This window comes from Aeromonas sp. AE23HZ002T15, assembly GCF_054165525.2.
This window is the reverse complement of the sequence record NZ_CM201342.1, coordinates 2,232,248-2,251,368: the sequence shown is the minus strand read 5'-3', so window position 1 is coordinate 2,251,368 and position 19,121 is coordinate 2,232,248. Positions and strand designations below refer to the sequence as shown.

The 19,121-nt window shown below is 64.5% G+C and carries 16 protein-coding genes; 13 read left to right on the top strand and 3 right to left on the bottom strand.

The annotated features are described in order from the left end of the window. Positions 1-7 precede the first annotated feature (7 nt). The 5 genes from hutC to hutH all read left to right on the top strand — a co-directional run bounded on the left by hutC (position 8) and on the right by hutH (position 6,323). The gene (gene hutC, locus ACT5M9_RS10395; protein ID WP_457981721.1) at positions 8-712 is read left to right on the top strand and encodes a histidine utilization transcriptional repressor HutC; all 705 of its coding nucleotides are present in this window, start codon (positions 8-10) and stop codon (positions 710-712) included. Between the two features lie 156 nt (positions 713-868). Further along, a complete protein-coding gene (gene hutI, locus ACT5M9_RS10390) occupies positions 869-2,104 on the top strand; it encodes an imidazolonepropionase (protein ID WP_457981722.1) in 1,236 nt (411 codons plus the stop codon). After that, on the top strand, positions 2,097-3,035 hold the full coding sequence (gene hutG, locus ACT5M9_RS10385; protein ID WP_457981723.1) for a formimidoylglutamase: 939 nt from the start codon (positions 2,097-2,099) through the stop codon (positions 3,033-3,035). Before hutI ends, hutG begins: the two co-directional genes overlap by 8 nt. 50 nt (positions 3,036-3,085) lie before the next feature. Then, positions 3,086-4,789 carry a urocanate hydratase gene (gene hutU, locus ACT5M9_RS10380; RefSeq protein ID WP_457981724.1) on the top strand — a complete coding sequence of 568 codons (1,704 nt, stop codon included), beginning with the start codon at positions 3,086-3,088 and terminating at the stop codon, positions 4,787-4,789. A gap of 1 nt (position 4,790) precedes the next feature. Further along, positions 4,791-6,323, top strand: a complete 1,533-nt coding sequence (gene hutH / locus ACT5M9_RS10375) for a histidine ammonia-lyase (RefSeq protein ID WP_457981725.1) — start codon at positions 4,791-4,793, stop codon at positions 6,321-6,323. Positions 6,324-6,427: 104 nt separating this feature from the next. Here the strand turns inward: hutH and ACT5M9_RS10370 are convergent, their stop codons facing one another. Both ACT5M9_RS10370 and ACT5M9_RS10365 read right to left on the bottom strand, forming a co-directional pair. After that, entirely contained in the window at positions 6,428-7,525 is a 1,098-nt protein-coding gene (locus ACT5M9_RS10370) for a calcium:cation antiporter (protein ID WP_457981726.1), read from the bottom strand. 161 nt (positions 7,526-7,686) lie between these two features. Then, positions 7,687-9,219: an EAL domain-containing protein gene (locus ACT5M9_RS10365; RefSeq protein WP_457981727.1), complete on the bottom strand. Its 1,533-nt coding sequence runs from the start codon at positions 9,217-9,219 to the stop codon at positions 7,687-7,689. A gap of 509 nt (positions 9,220-9,728) precedes the next feature. Here ACT5M9_RS10365 and ACT5M9_RS10360 point away from each other — a divergent pair. Next, a complete protein-coding gene (locus tag ACT5M9_RS10360; RefSeq protein ID WP_457981728.1) occupies positions 9,729-11,657 on the top strand; it encodes an EAL domain-containing protein in 1,929 nt (642 codons plus the stop codon). Between the two features lie 52 nt (positions 11,658-11,709). Here ACT5M9_RS10360 and ACT5M9_RS10355 read toward each other — a convergent pair whose 3' ends face one another. Then, complete coding sequence (locus ACT5M9_RS10355; protein WP_457981729.1) at positions 11,710-12,645, bottom strand: 1-aminocyclopropane-1-carboxylate deaminase/D-cysteine desulfhydrase; 936 nt, start codon at positions 12,643-12,645, stop codon at positions 11,710-11,712. Between the two features lie 69 nt (positions 12,646-12,714). On the opposite strand from ACT5M9_RS10355, the gene ACT5M9_RS10350 reads away from it, so the two are divergent. The 7 genes from ACT5M9_RS10350 (at position 12,715) to ACT5M9_RS10320 (ending at position 19,113) form a co-directional block, all read left to right on the top strand. After that, positions 12,715-13,578 carry an MSHA biogenesis protein MshI gene (locus ACT5M9_RS10350; protein WP_457981730.1) on the top strand — a complete coding sequence of 288 codons (864 nt, stop codon included), beginning with the start codon at positions 12,715-12,717 and terminating at the stop codon, positions 13,576-13,578. Continuing rightward, the gene (locus ACT5M9_RS10345) at positions 13,578-14,171 is read left to right on the top strand and encodes a PilN domain-containing protein (RefSeq protein ID WP_457981731.1); all 594 of its coding nucleotides are present in this window, start codon (positions 13,578-13,580) and stop codon (positions 14,169-14,171) included. The genes ACT5M9_RS10350 and ACT5M9_RS10345 overlap by 1 nt, the downstream gene beginning before the upstream one ends. Further along, entirely contained in the window at positions 14,171-14,818 is a 648-nt protein-coding gene (locus tag ACT5M9_RS10340) for an MSHA biogenesis protein MshJ (protein WP_457981732.1), read from the top strand. The genes ACT5M9_RS10345 and ACT5M9_RS10340 overlap by 1 nt, the downstream gene beginning before the upstream one ends. 28 nt (positions 14,819-14,846) lie before the next feature. Beyond that, positions 14,847-15,176 (top strand): SctD/MshK family protein, encoded by a 330-nt coding sequence (locus ACT5M9_RS10335; RefSeq protein WP_438551725.1) that lies wholly within the window; start codon positions 14,847-14,849, stop codon positions 15,174-15,176. A gap of 70 nt (positions 15,177-15,246) precedes the next feature. Beyond that, positions 15,247-16,926: a pilus (MSHA type) biogenesis protein MshL gene (gene mshL, locus ACT5M9_RS10330; protein WP_457981733.1), complete on the top strand. Its 1,680-nt coding sequence runs from the start codon at positions 15,247-15,249 to the stop codon at positions 16,924-16,926. A gap of 133 nt (positions 16,927-17,059) precedes the next feature. Then, positions 17,060-17,950: an ExeA family protein gene (locus ACT5M9_RS10325; RefSeq protein WP_457981734.1), complete on the top strand. Its 891-nt coding sequence runs from the start codon at positions 17,060-17,062 to the stop codon at positions 17,948-17,950. Continuing rightward, the gene (locus ACT5M9_RS10320) at positions 17,947-19,113 is read left to right on the top strand and encodes a tetratricopeptide repeat protein (RefSeq protein WP_457981735.1); all 1,167 of its coding nucleotides are present in this window, start codon (positions 17,947-17,949) and stop codon (positions 19,111-19,113) included. Before ACT5M9_RS10325 ends, ACT5M9_RS10320 begins: the two co-directional genes overlap by 4 nt. Positions 19,114-19,121: the final 8 nt, after the last annotated feature.

Genomic DNA, 19,121 nt, shown 5'->3' with positions numbered 1-19,121 from the left:
CCCGCCTTTGGCTCCAGCCCTCTACCTGCAGATCAAGCAACACATCCTCGACGGGATCCGCGAACGCCACTATCAGGCGGGGGACAGGATCCCGACCGAGGCGGCCCTGTGCGAGCAGTTTGCCGTTAGCCGGATGACGGTCAACAAGGCGCTGCGGGAGCTGGTGGCCGAGGGATGGCTGGTGCGTACCGCCGGCTCCGGCAGCTTCGTGGCGGACAGGCGTACGGAGTCGCCCCTGCTGGCCATTCGCAACATCGCCGACGAGATCGCCGAGCGGGGCAGCCAGTACAGTGCCAGGGTGATCCGCCTGCAGCGCCAGGCCGCCGACGAGAAGGTGGCGGTACGGCTGGGGTTGAGGGTGGGGGCACCTACCTTCCACAGCCTCATCGTCCACCAGGCCGATGGGGAGCCGCTGCAGCTGGAGGAGCGCTTCGTCGATGCGGAACGCCTGCCGGACTATGGGGATCAGGATTTCACCCGCCAGACGCCGAACAGCTATCTGATGGAGATCTGCCCCCTCTCCGAGATGGAGCATGTGGTGGAGGCCGTGCTGCCGAGCGCCGGTGAGGCGGGATTGTTGCAGGTGCGGGTCGATACCCCCTGCCTGCTGTTACATCGCCGCACCTGGTCGGACGGCTATCTGGTCTCCTACGCCAGGTTGCTGTCGCCGGGATCCCGCTACAAGCTGAGTTCCAAGACCCAATTCAGTTAATTGTATATACATATCAGCACTGAAACAGCCCACCCATCCGGTGGGCTTTTTTGTGCCTAAACTCTAATGAAAACGCTGTTATCAAGATGTGAAATAGATCCTATCTTTCTCGTTCGAGATCGGCTATAAATTATTGTATATACATTTGAGGTCGCTATGAACAAGGAACTGTTGAACTGCGAGCGGGTCTGGCTCAACGTGACGCCCGCCACCCTGCGCCCGGACCTGGCGGACTACGGTCTGCTGGAACCCCATGCCCTGGGGATCCACGACGGCAAGATCCACGCTCTGGTGCCCATGCAGGATCTGAAGGGGCCGCATCCCGCCCATTGGCGCGATATGAAGGGGAAACTGGTCACGCCGGGTCTCATCGACTGCCATACCCACCTCATCTTCGCCGGCAGCCGCGCCGAGGAGTTCGAGCAACGCCAGAAGGGCGTGCCCTATGCGGAGATCGCCCGCAAGGGGGGCGGCATCCTGAGCACGGTGCGGGCCACCCGCGCCGCCAGCGAGGATCGGCTCTATGAGCTGGCGTTGCCGAGGATCAAGTCCCTGATCCGGGAAGGGGTCACCACCGTGGAGATCAAGTCCGGCTATGGCCTCACCTTGGAGGACGAACTCAAGATGCTGCGGGTCGCCCGGCGCCTGGGGGAGTCGCAACCCATCCGGGTCAAGACCACCCTGCTGGCCGCCCATGCGGTACCTCACGAGTTTCGCGACGATCCCGACTCCTGGGTGGAGACCATCTGTCAGGAGATCATCCCGGCGGCCGCCGAGGCGGGTCTGGCTGATGCGGTGGACGTCTTCTGCGAGCACATCGGCTTCTCCCTGGCCCAGACCGAGCAGGTCTATCTGGCGGCGGATCAATACGGTCTGGCGGTGAAGGGACACATGGATCAGCTCTCGAACTTGGGGGGCAGCACGCTTGCCGCCCACTTCGGCGCCCTCTCCGTGGATCACCTTGAGCATCTGGACTCCGCCGGGATCCAGGCTCTGGCCCATCGCGGCGTGGTGGCCACCCTGTTGCCCACCGCGTTTTACTTCCTGAAAGAGACCAAGCTGCCCCCCATCGAGGCGCTGCGCCGGGCCGGGGTGCCCATGGCGGTCTCCTCCGACATCAACCCGGGCACGGCCCCCATCGTCTCCCTGCGCATGGCCATGAACATGGCCTGCACCCTGTTTGGCCTGACGCCGGTCGAGGCCATGGCCGGGGTGACCCGGCACGCGGCCCAGGCCCTCGGCGAGCAGGAGAAACTCGGCCAGTTGAGAGTGGGCATGCAGGCGGACTTCCTGGTCTGGAACTGCGCCCACCCGGCGGAACTCAGTTACCTGGTCGGCGTGGATCAGCTGGTCAGCCGGGTATTCAACGGCGAGGAGACGCTCCATGGCTGAGTACAACGGGATCGACATGTCTGTCTGGCAGGGGCGGCAGGATCCGGAGGATGGCGAGCTGGCCTTGCGCTGGCACGACAAGGTTCTGCCCTGGCAAGGGGATGCAGCCCCCGGCGTGGCCCTGGTGGGTTTCGCCTGCGATGAGGGGGTGCGCCGCAACAAGGGGCGCGTGGGGGCCGCACAGGCACCCCAGGCCATCCGCAAGATGCTGGCCAACAGCGCCTGGCATTTGAGCCAACCGGTTTACGACAGTGGCGATCTGGCCTGTGAGGACGGGGATCTCGATGCCGCCCACGATCGGCTGGCGGAGCGGGTTGCCCGCCTGCTGGGCGAGGGGCATTTCCCGCTGGTGCTCGGTGGGGGGCACGAGGTGGCCTTCGGCAGCTGGAGCGGCCTCAACCGCCATCTGAAACAGCAGGGGAGGATGGGGATCATCAACCTGGATGCCCACTTCGATCTGCGGCGCAAGGTGGAGCAGGCGAGCTCCGGCACCCCCTTCTTCCAGATTGCCGAGCAGTGCGCCGCCCAGGGCTCGGCGTTCCACTACGCCTGCCTCGGGGTGGCCGAGACCGCCAACACGGCGGCCCTGTTCGCCCGCGCCGAGGCGCTGGGGGCCTGGCACGTGCTGGATGAGGCCATGACCCCGGCCGATCTGCCCGAGCTGCTGAACGGGCTGGATGCCTTCATCGCCCGCTGTGATCACCTCTATCTCACCATCGATCTCGACGTGCTGCCCGGTGCCGTCATGCCGGGGGTGAGTGCCCCCGCCGCCCGCGGTGTCGAGCTGGCAGTCATAGAACCCCTGATCGCTCATATCCGGGCCAGCGGCAAGCTCAGGCTCGCCGATCTGGCCGAATACAACCCCAGTCTGGATCAGGACAACCGCAGCGCCCGCGTGGCCGCCCGGCTGATCCACCAGTTAACCAAGTAGCGGCCTGTCTCAGTCCGCCACCCTGCTGCATCGATAAACAAGGAGTGTATATGTCCCAGCAACACCAGGATCCCCGCCACGATCCAAACCGGATCATCCGCGCGCCGCGCGGCACCGCGCTCACCGCCAAGAGCTGGCTCACCGAGGCGCCCCTGCGGATGTTGATGAACAACCTGGATCCCGAGGTGGCAGAGCATCCCCAGTCTCTGGTGGTGTACGGTGGCATAGGTCGCGCCGCCCGCAACTGGGCCTGTTACGACAAGATCGTCGAGGTGCTGACCCGGCTCGAGGAGGATCAGACCCTGCTGGTGCAATCCGGCAAACCGGTCGGGGTGTTCCAGACCCACAAGGATGCGCCCAGGGTGCTGATCGCGAACTCCAACCTGGTGCCCCACTGGGCGAACTGGGAGCACTTCAACGAGCTCGACAAGAAGGGGCTCATGATGTACGGCCAGATGACCGCCGGATCCTGGATCTACATAGGCACCCAGGGGATAGTGCAGGGCACCTACGAGACCTTCTTCGCGGTGGCGAACCAGCACTTCGACGGCAAGCCTGCGGGTCGCTGGATCCTGACCGGTGGCCTCGGCGGCATGGGCGGCGCCCAGCCCCTGGCCGCCACCATGGCGGGTTTCTCCATGATCGCGGTGGAGTGCGACGAGACCCGCATCGATTTTCGCTTGAAGACCCGCTACGTGGACAAGAAGGCCCACAGCCTGGACGAGGCACTGGCCCTGGTCGAGGAGGCCAAGCGTAACGGCACCGCCGTCTCCGTAGGCCTGCTCGGCAACGCCGCCGATGTGTTCGCCGAACTGGTGGCCCGTGGCATCACCCCGGACGTGGTGACCGACCAGACCTCAGCCCATGACCCCATCCACGGCTACCTGCCCCAGGGCTGGAGCGTCTCCCAGTGGCGCGAGCTGCAAAAAACCGCGCCCCAGGAGGTGGATCAGGCCGCCCGTCACTCCATGGCCCGGCAGGTGGAAGCCATGCTGACCCTGCAAAGCCGCGGCGCCGCGACCCTGGACTACGGCAACAACATCCGCCAGATGGCCCTGGAGGAGGGGGTGAAGAACGCCTTCGACTTCCCCGGCTTCGTGCCCGCCTATATACGCCCGCTGTTCTGCGAGGGTATAGGCCCCTTCCGCTGGGTGGCCCTGTCCGGGGATCCGGAAGACATCTACAAGACGGATCAGAAGGTCAAGGAGTTGATCCCGGACGATCCCCACCTGCACAACTGGCTCGACATGGCCCGTGAGCGCATCGCCTTCCAGGGCCTGCCGGCGCGGATCTGCTGGGTCGGGGTCAAGGATCGCGTGCGCCTCGGCCTCGCCTTCAACGAGATGGTGAAAAACGGTGAGCTGAAGGCCCCCGTGGTGATCGGTCGCGATCACCTGGACTCCGGCTCGGTGGCGAGTCCGAACCGGGAGACCGAGTCCATGATGGACGGCTCGGATGCGGTCTCCGACTGGCCCCTGCTCAACGCCCTGCTCAACACAGCAGGTGGCGCGACCTGGGTCTCCCTGCACCACGGTGGTGGCGTGGGCATGGGCTTCTCCCAACACTCCGGCGTGGTGATCGTCTGTGACGGCACCGAGGATGCAGCTAAGCGGGTCGGTCGGGTGCTGCGCAACGATCCGGCCACCGGCGTGATGCGTCACGCGGATGCGGGCTACGAGATTGCCATCGATTGTGCCCATGAGGCGAAACTGGACTTGCCCATGCTGGCGGCTGCTGGCAAAGGAGTGAAATAAGATGTTTGAACTCAATCTGTTACCCGGTGAACTGACCCTAGCCACCCTACGTCGCGTCAGCCGCGAGCCGGTACATATCAGTTTGGATCCGTCCGCCAGACCCGCCATCGAGGCCTCGGCGGCCGTGGTGACCAAGGTGATCGAGCAAAATCGTGTGGTCTACGGCATCAACACCGGCTTCGGCCTGCTGGCGAACACCCGGATCCCGGTGGAGCAGCTCGACGAGCTGCAACGCTCCATAGTGCTGTCCCACGCGGCGGGGATCGGCGAGTACATGGATGACGCCACCGTACGGCTGATGATGGTGCTCAAGGTCAACTCCCTGGCCCGTGGTTTCTCCGGCATCCGGCTGGAGGTGCTGCAAGCCCTGATGCGACTCATCAATGCCGAGGTCTACCCGGTCGTGCCGAAGAAGGGCTCCGTCGGTGCCTCCGGCGATCTGGCCCCACTTGCCCATATGAGCTGTCTGCTCATAGGAGAGGGCAAGGCCCGCCACAAGGGTGAGCTGATGGACGCCGCCGCCGCCTTGCGCATTGCCGGGCTGGAGGCTATTTCCCTGGCGCCGAAAGAGGGGCTGGCCCTGCTGAACGGCACCCAGGCCAGCACGGCGTTCGCGCTGGAGGGGCTGTTCCACGCCGAGGATCTCTATGCCGGCGCCATCACCATAGGTGCCATGAGCGTGGAGGCGGCGCTCGGCAGCCGTCGTCCGTTCGATGCCCGCATCCACGCGGTACGCGGCCAACGTGGCCAGATCGATGCGGCCGCCTGCTATCGCCACCTGCTGGTGGATGGCAGCGAGATCGGCATGTCCCACCACAACTGCGAGAAGGTGCAGGATCCCTATTCCCTGCGCTGCCAGCCCCAGGTGATGGGGGCCTGCCTGACCCAGATCCGTCAGGCCGCCGAGGTGCTGGTGTGCGAGGCCAACGCGGTCTCCGACAACCCCCTGGTGTTTGCCGATGACGAGGAGATCCTCTCCGGCGGCAACTTCCACGCCGAGCCCGTGGCCTTCGCCGCCGACAACCTGGCCCTGGCCATCGCCGAGATCGGCTCTTTGTCTGAGCGTCGCATGGCTCTACTCATCGATTCGCGCATGTCCGGCTTGCCCGCCTTCCTGGTCAACAACGGCGGGGTCAACTCCGGCTTCATGATCGCCCAGGTCACCTCGGCGGCACTGGCCTCCGAGAACAAGACGCTGGCCCACCCGGCCTCGGTGGACAGCCTGCCCACCTCGGCGAACCAGGAGGATCACGTCTCCATGGCCACCTTCGCCGGTCGCCGTCTGGCAGACATGGCCGAGAATACCCGCGGCATCCTGGCGGTGGAGTTGCTGGCGGCGGCCCAGGGGCTGGACTTCCGTGCTCCCCTGCGCAGCACCGAACTCGTCGAGCTGGCCAAGGGCCGGCTGCGGGATGAGGTCAGCTTCTACGACAAGGACAGATACTTCGCACCGGACATCGAGGCCGCCGCCGCCCTGCTGGGCCGCGCCAGCTACAACGATCTGATCCCGGCTGGGGTGCTGCCCAGCCTCTAGGTTCCCTTCCCCTCTTCCCTTGCAACAAGGGTGATGAGGGGAGGTTATTTGGCCCCATAACAAAAGACCGCCCCGAGGGGCGGTCTTGTCATTTGCGGCAGGGATCAGGCCCGCTCGAACATCAGGAACAGATAGACCACGAACAGCACCAGGTGGGTGGCGCCGTGCAGCACATTGGTGCGGCCGCTGCTGAAGGTGACCTTGCACACCATCAGGGTGGTGATGAGCAGCACCATGTCGGCAGCCGACAGGCCGAGGCGCACCTCCTGCTCCATCATGGCGCCGATAAACAGCACGGCCGGGACGGTGAGCGCTATGGTCGCCAGCACTGAACCGAAGTAGAGGTTCATGGCGCGCTGCAACTGGTTGTTGAAGGCAGCCTTGATGGCGCCGACCGCCTCGGGGGCCAGCACGATACAGGCGACAATGAAGCCCCCCAGCGCGGCTGGCGCATCCATCACATGCACCCCGTGGTTGATGGGGATGGCGAGGGTCTTGGCCAGCAGGATCACCACCACCAGGTAGGCGAGCAGCAGCAGGGTGTGGTAGACGTTGCTCTGCAGCGGACCGTGGTGCTCTTCATGATCCTCGTGATCGCTGTCGACGAAGAAGTGGCTGTGGCTGCGGGTCTGGATCAGCAGGAAAACGCCGTAGAGCAGCACCGAGATGATGATCAGCATCCAGGACATGGGGCGGGACATGCTGCCAAGGTCGCCCCCTTCGGTGAAATTCGGCAGCACCAGGCAGAGCAGGGCCAGGGGGATGATGGCCACCAGATAGGACTTCACCCCATCCAGATTGAAGCTCTGGGTGTGGTAGCGCCAGCCTCCGAACAGCAGGGTGAAGCCCACCAGGCCGTTGGTGACCAGCATCACCACGGCGAACATGGTGTCTCGCGCCATCTCGGGATTGGGCTCGCCGGTCAGCATGACGGAGGAGATCATCACCACTTCCAGCGAGATGACCGACAGGGTCAGGATCAGGGTACCGAAGGGTTCCCCCAGCTTGATGGCCAGGGCATCGGAGTGGCGCACGACGGAGAAGATGGCCCAGGTGACGATGGCGAGCAGGGCCAGGGAGACCGGCAGATAGATGGCAAGGGGGGTGGCCTCCGTCAGCAGGTCGCTGCCTTGCGTCTTGAAGAACAGCAGGGCCAGCAGGCTGACGGGCAGGGCAAGCTCTTGCCGGATAAATGACTTCATAGGCGGTAGTTCTCATCTCGGGTCGGCGGATGCCGACGGGGACAGGACAGTCCGTCATGGACCATGGCGAATCCGCACATGATAAGGGTAGTTGCCGGCAGGTCACACCATTTTTCCGGCGGGACAGGTATCAGCCTGCCGATCTGGTGCCCTGCCGTGACTCATCCCGCCGAATGCGGAGCCGCCGTCTGAGCCTGCAGCCAGGGCAGCAGGTCGCGCAGGGGCATGGGGCGGGCGAACAGATAACCCTGGATGAGGTACACGCCACGGTGGGCGAGATAGTCGACCTGCTCCTGGGTCTCGACCCCCTCGGCGATCATCTCCATGCTCGACTTGAGGCCGAAGGCGATGATGGCTTCCAGCAGATTGCGCTTGGGATCGTCGGTGCCTATGGTGTCGATGAACATCTTGTCGATCTTGAACTGGCGGATGCCGAGGCGCTGCAGGTAGGCAAAGCCCCCATAGCCGGTACCAAAGTCGTCCAACTTGAAGTGGTATCCCTTCTCCTGCAGCAGGGTGATCTCGCTGATGGCGGCCTGGATGTCCAGTATGGGCTCGCGCTCGGTCAGTTCGAAGGTGAGTCTGGTCGGGGACGGCCAGTCATGGCGCTGCAACTGGCTGCGCAGGTGCGGGTGCTCGAGGTGGGCCGCCACCAGGTTGACGCTGACCCACTGCTGGGGGGCCAGGTGGGGGAGATCGGCGATGATCTTCTCCAGCAACTGCTCCGTCATCGGCAGTATCAGCCCCTGTTCCTCCGCGTAGGCGATGAAGGCGCCGGGTGGCGTGAACGCATTCTCGCGCTCCCAGCGCAGCAGCGCCTCGAAGCCGACCACAGCCCGGGTCCGGCTGTCGACGACGGCCTGATAGAATGGCACGAACTCCTGGCGGGCAAGGCCGCGATAGATCAGCCCCTTGAGAGAGCGTCTGTAGTTGCGATGGAGCCAGTAACCGGCAAGCAGCAGGAGCCCCAGGGCTCCGCCAATCCAGAAGGTGTCCCGTCTGGCCTTGTTCTGGGCATACTCCTGCAGCGCCCGCCCCGCCCACAGGGTCTGCTGGAGCTGACTGGAGATGGGGGTGAAGCTCAGGCTCAGGCTGTCGGCCTCCTCCTTGATGCGCTTGTCGCCCCGGGGGAAGAGCTCCTGGCGGGAGAGGCCTGGCACCAGGGGAATGAGCTCGAGGTAGAAACAGTCGAGGCAGGGTTTCTCCAGAATGGTGTGGCTCCAGCTGTTGCTCAGCACCCAGTAGGCGAGGTGGCCCTGGTGCTTGGAGAAGATGACCAGCTCCTGCTCGGTATTGAAATCCTGCTCGGTGGCGGTCAGACCTATGGTGTCCAGGCCGGGGTCGGGCAGACTGTCGGCATCGAAGAGCGGCAGATCCGGTCCCAGGCTGGAGCACCCCTTGCCCGAGGCCAGCTTCACCCCCTGCAGCCGGATGTAACGGCTGTAATGCTTGGGATCCCGCAGCAGTATCATGTCCCGCTCGCCACAGTCGAAGGCGAAGTGGGTCATCTGGTCGCCCATGCTCCGCTCCAGCGCCAGCTGGCGATCGTTCATGGCCGCCTCGATCTCGCTCCGTTTCTTGTGCAGCAGATGCTGTGCCAGCAGGCTGCCCGTCAGCTGATTCAGGGAGAGGCCGACGAGGATGGGAAGCACGAACAGCAGCACGCTGATCCAGAGGGAAGAGAATCGTTTCAAAACATACCTGTTGAACATGGGGGCGAGGCGTGGAGGCGGACCATCATAGTTCATTAGCTGTTTCGATTTGATAAATGCAAAAAACCTTTAAGTGTTTAATTGCTAAGTCATTGATAAATTCTGATTTAGTGATAATGAATGGTTAAGATTCAATCGTGAACCTGTCATAAGTGACAATTGTTCAGCTTATCCGAACTGGTTTAGAGTAGCCGTGCGGTTTGACTCACCGTGTGTTCAATACTCCTGTATCTATTTTTGTCAGTAGCACAGAGTGTTAGTTTTGATATTGAGTGTTTCTTTTGGTCCCCTCTGCGGGACCATTTTTCTGCCTGCGCGCCACTCTCCGCCATTTTCCGGCCCATTTCCTCTCCCCGTTTGGTCATTGCATTCCCCGGGCACGACGCCCGCTGCCGCTTATTTGCAGAAGCGGGATCTTCATCCATAGGCGGGTTTTGACCAAGGCTGATACCATGATGCCCTAATGGATGCTGTCGGCTACGGAAAGGCACATGAAACTGACCACTCAACTCGTCTCCTTTATCACCCTGTGCGTGATCTCGGCCATGACCATGGTGCTGCTCGGCGGGGTGTTCAGCTTTCGTCAGATGGGGATGGAGCTGCAGCAGAACCGGGTCGACTCGCTGGTGGAGATCATCGACAAGCAGGTGGGCGCCGCCGACGATCCCCAGGATCTGGCCCGCTGGCTGCCCTCCCTGCTGCGCGCCTCCCACGTGGTGGAGCTGGAGATCCGTCAGGACAAGCAGCGGGTCTACTGGTTTCGCGATGTGCAGCAACAGACCGACGAGAGCCTGCTGATCCCCTACAGCAAGGCGATCCCCAATCAGGCCGGCATGTGGGCCGACTTCAAGCTGGAGCGGCCGTTCAAGGAGTTCGAATACTCCATGCAGGCCATGTCCGGCATCTCCCTCGGGGTCACCATAGTAGTGTTCGGGCTCTGGTACTCCATTCGCTGGCTGCGTCTGCAACTACGGGGAGCCGAACTCCTGGCCGATCGGGCCCAGCTCATTCTGGACGGCAAGCTCACCAAGCTGGCGCACGATCCGGCCGACGAGTGGCCCGCCTCCGCCAGCCAGGCACTCAACCATCTGCTGGCGGAGCTGGCGGATGCCCGCAAGGAGCGCAGCCGCTTCGACAACTTCATCCGCAGCAACGCCTTCGTCGACAAGGTGACCGGCATCGGCAATCGCCTGTTCTTCGACAACCGGCTGGAGAGCGCCATCATGGAGGCGAGCGTGATCAGCGGCGGTGTCATGCTGATCGAGCTGGCCGGGCTGGAGGAGCTGGATCCCGAGCTGGCGGGGCGACCTTGCCAGGAGCTGCTGATGGAGGCGAGCGCCTCCATCGCCGCCTTCGTGCGCAAGCACAGCGGTGCCCTGCAGGCCCGCTATGCCGGCCAGGTGTTCGCCGTGCTGCTGCCCAACATGTCCGAGAGCGAGATGGTCGACGGTGCCAGCCAGCTGCTCAAGAGCCTGCAACGCCTGCACTGGCCGGAGGCGGTCAATGTCGAGACCGCCATCTATCTCGGTGCCGTCTGCTATCAGGCGCAGGATTCGCTGCTCAAGGTGCAGGAAGAGGCGGAGCTGGCGCTCAAGAGTGCGAGGCTGCAGGGGCACAGCGGCTGGTTCCTGTACGAGAAATCCCTGGATGAGGAGGGGAGCAGCAAGGGGACGGTGCGCTGGCGCACCCTGATCACTCGCCGCATCGAAGAGCAGGGGGTCCACTTCTATCTGCAGCCGGTACAGCAGGAGCAGGATCAGGTGATCCTGCAGCAGGAGCTGCTGATCCGCATTCAGGATGAGCAGGAGCGGGAGCTGCAGGCGGGGGTCTTCATGCCCATGGCGGAGAAGGCCGGGCTCTTGCTGCCCCTGGACAAGCTGGTGGTCGCCCGCACCCTGCGCCTGCTGCGTCAGCGTCCTGAGGGGGGCTGCCCCATCAGCCTGTCCCTCTGTGCCCAGAGCCTGCTCAATCGGGAGTTCCAGCGCGAGCTCTTCTTCGACCTCTTCCAGTTGCCCCGCAGCACCAATGAGACCCTGGTGTTGCAGCTGTCGGAGGCTCAGGTGACCCGTCACTATGAGGCCCTCAAGCGGCCGCTGCGGGCGCTGCGCATGCTGGGTTGCCAGCTGGCCATCGATCATGCGGGCCAGGACGTGGTGAGTACCCAGTACATCAAGGAGTTCGAGATCAACTTCCTCAGGCTGCACCCCAGCCTGGTGCGGGAGATCCACTTGCGTCAGGTGAACCAGATGGCGGTGCGCAGCCTAGTGGGGGGCTGCGCCAACACCCAGACCCGGGTGATTGCAGTGGGGGTGGAGAGCGGCGACGAGTGGAAGATGCTGCGCCATCTCGGGGTGCACGCGGGGCAGGGGCCCTGGTTCGCCGAGCCGCAGCGCCTGCCGGCGGAGGCGGCCGGCACCTGAGTCTGGCGTTTGGGGCCGCCCGCCCCTGGGGAGTAGGCCCTGATGAGCCCCGTCAGATCCGGCCCTGCTCCCTCAGCCCCGCCAACCCCTGCAGGCCGCCGGTGTGGATGAAGACGATCTCGCTGCCAGGGGGGATCCTGCCCGCCGCCAGCTCCCGAAACAGCCCCCACATCGCCTTGCCGCTGTAGATGGGCTCGAGGGGCAGACCCGTCTCTGCGCTAAAAGATTGCACCCACTGCCACATGGCCTGACTGAACCTGGCATAACCGCCGTCGTGGTGATCCAGCGCGATGCGCCAGCCGGTCGTGCTGGCAGCTTGGGGGTGCAGCCGGCACACCTCGTCATGGATGAAGGCGCCCCCCTTGAGCACGGCGATGGCCAGTATCCGTTCCGCCTCCCGTTTGCCCGCGATCAGTCCCGCCAGGGTGCCACCACTGGCGCAGGGCAGCACCCAGAGATCCGGCGAGAAGGGCACCTCGGCCACCAGCTCGGCGACGCCGGGCACGGCGAGCGGGCTGCTGCCTCCCTCGGGGACTATCAGGGTATGGGGGGCCTCGAACTGGGCCAGCCACTCGGGATCCTGGCGCCGCCGGTAGCTCTGCCTGTCCACAAAGTGCAGCGTCATGCCCCATTCTCTGGCCGCACTCAGGGTGGAATTGCTGACGGTGCCGGCTTCACCGCGTATGATGCCCGTGGTGCTCAGCCCGGCCCGGTGGCCTGCCGCCGCCAGAGCATGGATGTGATTGGAGTAGGCACCACCAAATGAGAGCAGGTGATCTTTCCCTTCTTTCCTGGCCTGCAGCAGATGATATTTGAGCTTTCGCCACTTGTTGCCGGAGAGAGCCGGGTGGATCAGATCGTCCCGTTTGCACCAGAGTTTGACTCCGTACGCATCCAGCAAGGGATGCCGGATCGGGTGCAGCGGTGAGGGGATGAGGGGATCGTCGGTCTGGGGCGGCGCCATGGCCAGCCATGCATCATTTTTCATAAGTATGGAGGCTAATCGCCTGTTTATGTTAAGGTTTAATCCGTTTCACGCAGCCAGGTGCCGGTCTCGATGAAATCTCTCTTCCGCCGCTCGTCTCCCAGCCATCAGGTCGGACTCCTGTTGGCCAGCGATCGCATCCTGCTGGCCTGTGTGGAGCCACGCCCCCTCTTCACCAGCCGTGCCATCAACGGCCCTCACGAGTGGCCCCAGGCCATGGGCGAGCTGTTCGGCCAGCATGGGCTGGCCAAGTCTAAGGTGCGGGTGGCGCTGGCCGCCAGCCTTTATCAACAGATCCAGATCGACAAGCCCGCCGTGCCCGATGCCGAGATGGCCGGAGCCCTGCCCTGGGCCATCAAGGATTTCGTCAACGAACCCGTGCTGCAACTCGCCATGGACTACGTGGATCTGCCGACGCCCCCGGCGGGCCGGCCCAGGGTCAACGTGATCTGCCTGCCCAAGAGCCGGGTGCAGCAGTTGGCGGATGCGGTCAACGGAGTGGCACAGCTGGAGGCCATCGTCAGCGACGAGCTGGCCATGACGGCGCTGTACGAGGCGGATCAGACGGTGCGCATCCTGCTCTGGCAACCCAAGGGTCAGGATCTGCAGCTGCTGGTGTTCCATCAGGGGGGGCTCTGCTTCTCCCGCCAGTTGCGCGGCTTTGGCAGCCTCGCTGGCGGTCAGGAGCCGGATCCCGGGCTGCTCGATGGGCTGGCCCTCGAGATCCAGCGCTCCATCGACTATCTCGCCGGTCAACTCAAGCTGCCGGAACCGGGGCAGATGCAGCTCGCCATCGCCTCTTCCTTCATCGGCACTCTGGTGCGCCACCTGGAGCAGGCATTCGGCTTCCCGGTGTCTGCCATGGCCAACAAGGCGGTCCTGGCCGGGGTTGAGTACCTCTCGGCTTACGGCGCCGCCCTGGGCAGGAGCGAGTGATGAAGCGTCATGTCAACCTCTACGGAGCCGAATTCAGACCCAAGCGTCAGTGGGCCAGCCTCAATCAGATGGCGCTGGCCTGGGGTGGAGCCCTGCTGCTGCTGCTCGCCGTCGCGGCCTTCTATGGCTGGCAACAGCAGGGGGTCAGCCGCGAACTGGGGCAGTTGCGCGCCGCCCTCGACGTCAAACGGGGCGAGGCTCAGCGCCTGGACGCCGAGCTGGCCCGCCATCAGGCCGACGACCAGCTGCGGCAGCAACTGGTTAACAAGCAGGAGGAGCTGAGTGCGAGACAGGGGCTGATGCAGCAGCTTGGCAGCCTCTCCCTGCAAAAATCCCAGGGGTATGCGGGTCTGATGGCGGATCTCGCCCGCCTGCGGGACGCCCGTCTCTCCCTGCAGCGGATCGAGATCAACGAGGGGCACATCAACCTCTCCGGCTTCGCCGAGCGCAGTCAGGATGTGCCCGCCTGGGTGAACCGTTTCAAACAGACGCCGTCCCTGGCCGGCAAGCAGTTCGGTGAGCTGACTCTGAGCCGGAACAAGGAGGGCCAGTTGGCCTTCCAGCTCAGCGGCATCGAGCAGGAGAAGCCCTGATGGAGTTGAAAGCGCAGTGGCAGGAGTGGGCCCAGAGGGTGGCCGCCCTCAGTTTGCGGGAACGGGTGCTGATCCTGCTGACCGGGCTGGTGCTCATCGGCGCCGCGGGCATCTACGGTTGGCTGGATGACGCCGACACGCGTCTGAGCCAGGATCGCGCCGCCTTGACGGCCGCCCAGCGGGATCTGGAGATCCTGGATCTCGAGAATCAGGGCAAGCAGGCCAGGCTGGCGCGGGATCCCAACGCCCAGGTGCGGGAACAGCTGGCGCGGGTGGACGCGGATCTCGCCAGGCTGGATGGGGAGCTCAAGGCCCAGACCGTGGACCTGATCCCGGCCCGGGAGATGCCCGCCGTGCTGGAGGCCCTGTTGTCCCGCTCCGCCAACCTGCACATGCTGGCGCTGACCTCTCTCAAGCCCGAGCCCCTGATGGCGGGGGAGCAGAAGGTCAACCTGTTCAGGCACGGGATCCGCCTCCAGCTGGAGGGGGGCTATTTCGATGTCTACCAGTATCTGAAGGCGCTGGAGGCGCTGCCCCGCCACTTCTACTGGCAGGGATTTGACTACAGGGTGGTCGAGCACCCCAGGGCCGCGGTGACGATGGAGATCTACACCCTCAGCACCAGCAAGGAGTTTATCCGTGGCTAACAGACTGATAAGTAAAAACAACATTCAAATGATGCCGGGCTCTGCCTGGTGTCTGCTGTGGGCCTGTCTGCTGAGCCCTTTGGCCCAGGCCGAGGTGCTGCAGGATCCGACGGCCCCCCTGGCGGGGATGAGCGCCGGCAAGGGGGCGGGCCAGTCGGCCACGGCCGGTGTGCCGAGGCTGCAGAGCATCATCATCGGCAACGGCCCCGCCCTCGCGGTGCTCAACGGCCAGAGTTATCGCGTCGGCCAGCGGATAGAGGGTTATCAGTTGGTGGCCATCAGCACCGATTCCGTGGTGCTGGAGAAGGGGGGCAAGCGCCAGTCGCTGACCCTGTTTGGCAGCAAGATCAGAATCTGAAGTAGGCCCAGCGCGGGATGTCGTGGGCCGGTTTGTCCGAGTTTAATTGCGAGTCAGGTGCATTAATAACATGAAAAAACACCATTTCTGTCTGCTTCCCCTCGCGTTGGCGGTGGCGGGTTGCACGACCTACAGGCACCCTGAGCCGGTGCAGGCCAAGGATGCCCTCAAGCAGGCCATGGCGGAGCAGACCCCGACCGCCCCTCTGACCACCTTGCCGCCATCGGTGCAAAGCGAATTGCTGCAGCTCAACCGCCCCCAGCAGCCCATGGCCATCCCCGAGAAACGGCTGCGGATCGCGGCCCACGATGTGGATGCGGTCGAGTTCTTCGGCTCCCTGTTCAAGGGCTCCCGCTACAGCGTGGCGGTGCATCCCGGGGTGGCGGGCTCCATCTCGGTGGAGCTCAAGGACGTGACCCTGCAGGAGGCGCTGGCCACGGTGGGAGACATGTACGGCTTCGACGTGCAGCGCAAAGGCAACGTGTTCCACGTCTACCCGGCCGGCCTGCGCACCGAGACCATACCGGTCAACTACCTGATGATGGCCCGCCGCGGTCTCTCCCGTACCTCGGTCAGCACCGGCGGGGTGACCGCGAACGACAACAACAATAACGGCAATAACAACAACTTCGACAACGGCCTGAACAACAATAACGGCAACAACAACTTCGGCTCCTCCTCCAACGGTGACAACAACCCCAACAGCAACGGCACCCGGATCGAGACGGACAGCAACAACGATTACTGGACTGATCTGCGGGACTCCCTGCAGACCCTGATCGGGAACGGCGAGGGCCGCGCCATCATCACCAGCCCCCAGGCGGGCCTGGTGACGGTGCGGGCCTATCCCAAGGAGCTCAAGGCGGTGCGCGAGTTCCTGGATCAGTCCGGCGAGCACCTCAAGCGCCAGGTGGTGCTGGAGGCGCGGATCCTCGAGGTCTCCCTCAACGAAGGCTACGAGCAGGGGGTGGACTGGAGCGGTCTCTCCGCCAGCTGGGATGGGGGCAAGGGGATCACGGGCGGCGGTTCCCTGATGAACAGCCCCATCGCCAGCACCCCGAACCAGATCTTCCGGGCCCTGGGGGGCGGCGCCGGCTTCACCATCTCGGACGGCAACTTTAACGTGGCGGTCAGCCTGCTCAAGACCCAGGGGGACGTGAACACCCTCTCCAGCCCCAGAGTCACGGCGACCAACAACCAGAAGGCGGTGATCAAGGTGGGGACGGACGAATACTTCGTCACCAACGCCTCCACCACCACCACCACCTCGGGCAACTCGGCTCCCATCGTCACCCCCAACGTGGAGCTGACCCCCTTCTTCTCCGGCATCGCCCTGGACGTGACGCCGCAGATCGACGAGCAAGGCCGGGTGCTGCTGCACATTCACCCTTCGGTCATCGACACCGAGGAGCAGAGCAAGACCATCAACGTCGGCACCGCCGATCCCCTGGTGCTGCCGCTGGCCAAGAGCTCCATCCGCGAGTCGGATACCGTGGTGCAGGCCAACAACGGCGACATCGTCGTCATCGGCGGCCTGATGAAGACCGACAAGCAGGAGATCGTCAGCAAGGTGCCCCTGCTCGGGGACATTCCCTGGGTCGGCGAGGCCTTCACCAACCGCCGGGAGAGCACCAAGAAGGTGGAGCTGGTGATCATGCTCAAGCCGACCGTGGTGGAGAAGGGGACCTGGCAGAACGAGTTGCAGCGCTCCTCCGAGCTGCTCGACAAGTGGTATCCCCCCAAGGGTTAAACCATGAGCGTGCTGCGGCTTGATCCCCATGCCTCCCTGCTTCGGGAGGCCTCATGTACCTGAGTCACCTCGGCTTGCGGGGGAACGCCTTTGGCCTGAACGGCGCCGGTCGTGATGGGGGCGGGGAGGTCTTATGTACCTGAGTCACTTCGGCTTGCGGGAGGCGCCCTTTGGCCTCACCCCTAACACCAGCCTCTACTACGGCCTGCCCCCTCACGAGGAGGCCCTGCAGGTGTTGAACTGGGCGCTGGATCAGGGGGAGGGCTTCATCAAGGTGACCGGCGAGGTGGGCACCGGCAAGACGCTGCTGTGCCGCAAGCTCTTGACCGAGCTGGGGTCGGAGCAGCGGCCCGTGCGCCTGGCCTGGCTGCCGAACCCCCACCTCAGCCCCGCCGAGCTGCGCATCGCCCTGGCGCTGGAGCTGGGACTGGCGGTGCGGGACGGCAGCGAGCTGGATCTCACCGATCGCATCCACCGCCACCTCATCGCCCTGCACCAGCAGGGGCAGCGGGTGGTGGTGCTGATCGACGAGGCCCAGGCCCTGCCGGACGAGACCCTGGAGGCGATCCGCCTGTTCGGCAACCTGGAGACGGAGTCTTGCAAGTTGCTGCAGATAGTGCTGTTCGGTCAGCCCGAACTGGATGCCCGCCTGGCCAAGCCCCATCTGCGCCAGCTGCGTCAGCGCATCGGTTTCTCCTACTGCCTGCGGGCCCTGCGTCTCGATGAGACCCGTGCCTATGTGGAGCACAGATTGCACATGTCCGGCTATCGCGGGGCATCCCTGTTTGGTCGCCGCGCCCTGCGCCAGCTGTGGCGGGCGTCCCGCGGGGTGCCGCGCCTCATCAATGTGCTGGCCCAGAAGTGCCTGATGCTGGCCTACGGCCGGGGCGAGCGGCAGATAGACGGCAAGCTGGTGCGCCTCGCCATCCGGGATACCGAGGACGCCAGCCATTTCCCATTCATCCGCTGGTGGCCGCTGTTGTTGCTGCTGGGCGGTGCCCTGGCTTATGGAGTCTGGTCATGAGCGTGATCAATCAGATGCTCAAGGATCTGGAACGGCGTCAACCGGGGGAGGGAACCGCCGTCTACGTGGTGCCCCCTCGCCAGCAAGGCTGGTGGATGCTGGTATTGACCCTGATGTGCGGGCTGGCGCTCGGCATCCTCGGTTGGCGTACCTGGATCTACTGGCAGCAGAGCCATCAGGCAGAGACTGCCACTGTCTCGACCGAGGTTTCTCGGCCAGTCAGCGTAGTGGATCCTTCGAAAGCAGCGCCTTCGGCTGCCGAAACGCCGGTAGTTTTGCCGGTGTCGGCGGCGGCCAGCATAGCCGCCCAACCGGAGCCGGAAGACGGGTCAGTTTCCCCAGAGCCCCTTACCTTGATGACGACTCAGGCTGACATGAACGAGGCCGACATCAACGAGGCTGCCGACGAGGCGCTCCCCCCATCGGACGAGGTGTCTGACCCCGCCGGGGAGGAGCAGACAGCCGGGGAGGTCACCTTGAGCGACGAGGAGTTGCAGCCGGATCTGCAGGCCGAGCTGGCGGCGGAGCGGGAAGCGGCCACCCCGCCCCGCAAGCCCGGGGTGCTCAAGATTGAGCAGGTGGATCTCTCCGAGCCCGAGCTGGCGGCCCTGTCCGAGCGCAAGGCAACCACCGCCCTGGCCAAGGGCGATATGCGGGGGGCCCAGGACAGCTACTACCAGGTGCTGGCCCACGATCCCCACAACCAGGGGGCCCGCGAGCAGCTGGCGGCGCTGCTCTATGGGGAGGGACGCCTGAACGAGGCGAACCAGGTGCTGGAGGAGGGGCTCAGACTGGAGCCTCAACAGGCGGATTTCCGCCTGCTGCTGGCCCGGGTGGCCATCAGCGCCGGTGATCGCCAGAAGGCGCTGGACTGGCTGGCGGGTTATCAGCCCGAACTCGCCGCCAACCTCGACTACTACGCCACCTGGGCTGGGCTGACCCAGGAGCTGGGACAGAATGCCAAGGCGGCGGATCTCTACGTCAGGCTGCTGCGTCAGCAGCCGGATCAGGGCCGCTGGTGGCTCGGCCTCGGCGTGGCGGAGGATGGCCAGGGCCATCGCCAGCAGGCGCTGGATGCCTATCGCAACGCCCAGTTGCACGGCAACCTCGGCGAGGCATCCAGCCAGTGGCTGGATCAGCGCATCGCCCAACTCGCCCCCTGAGGGGCTGT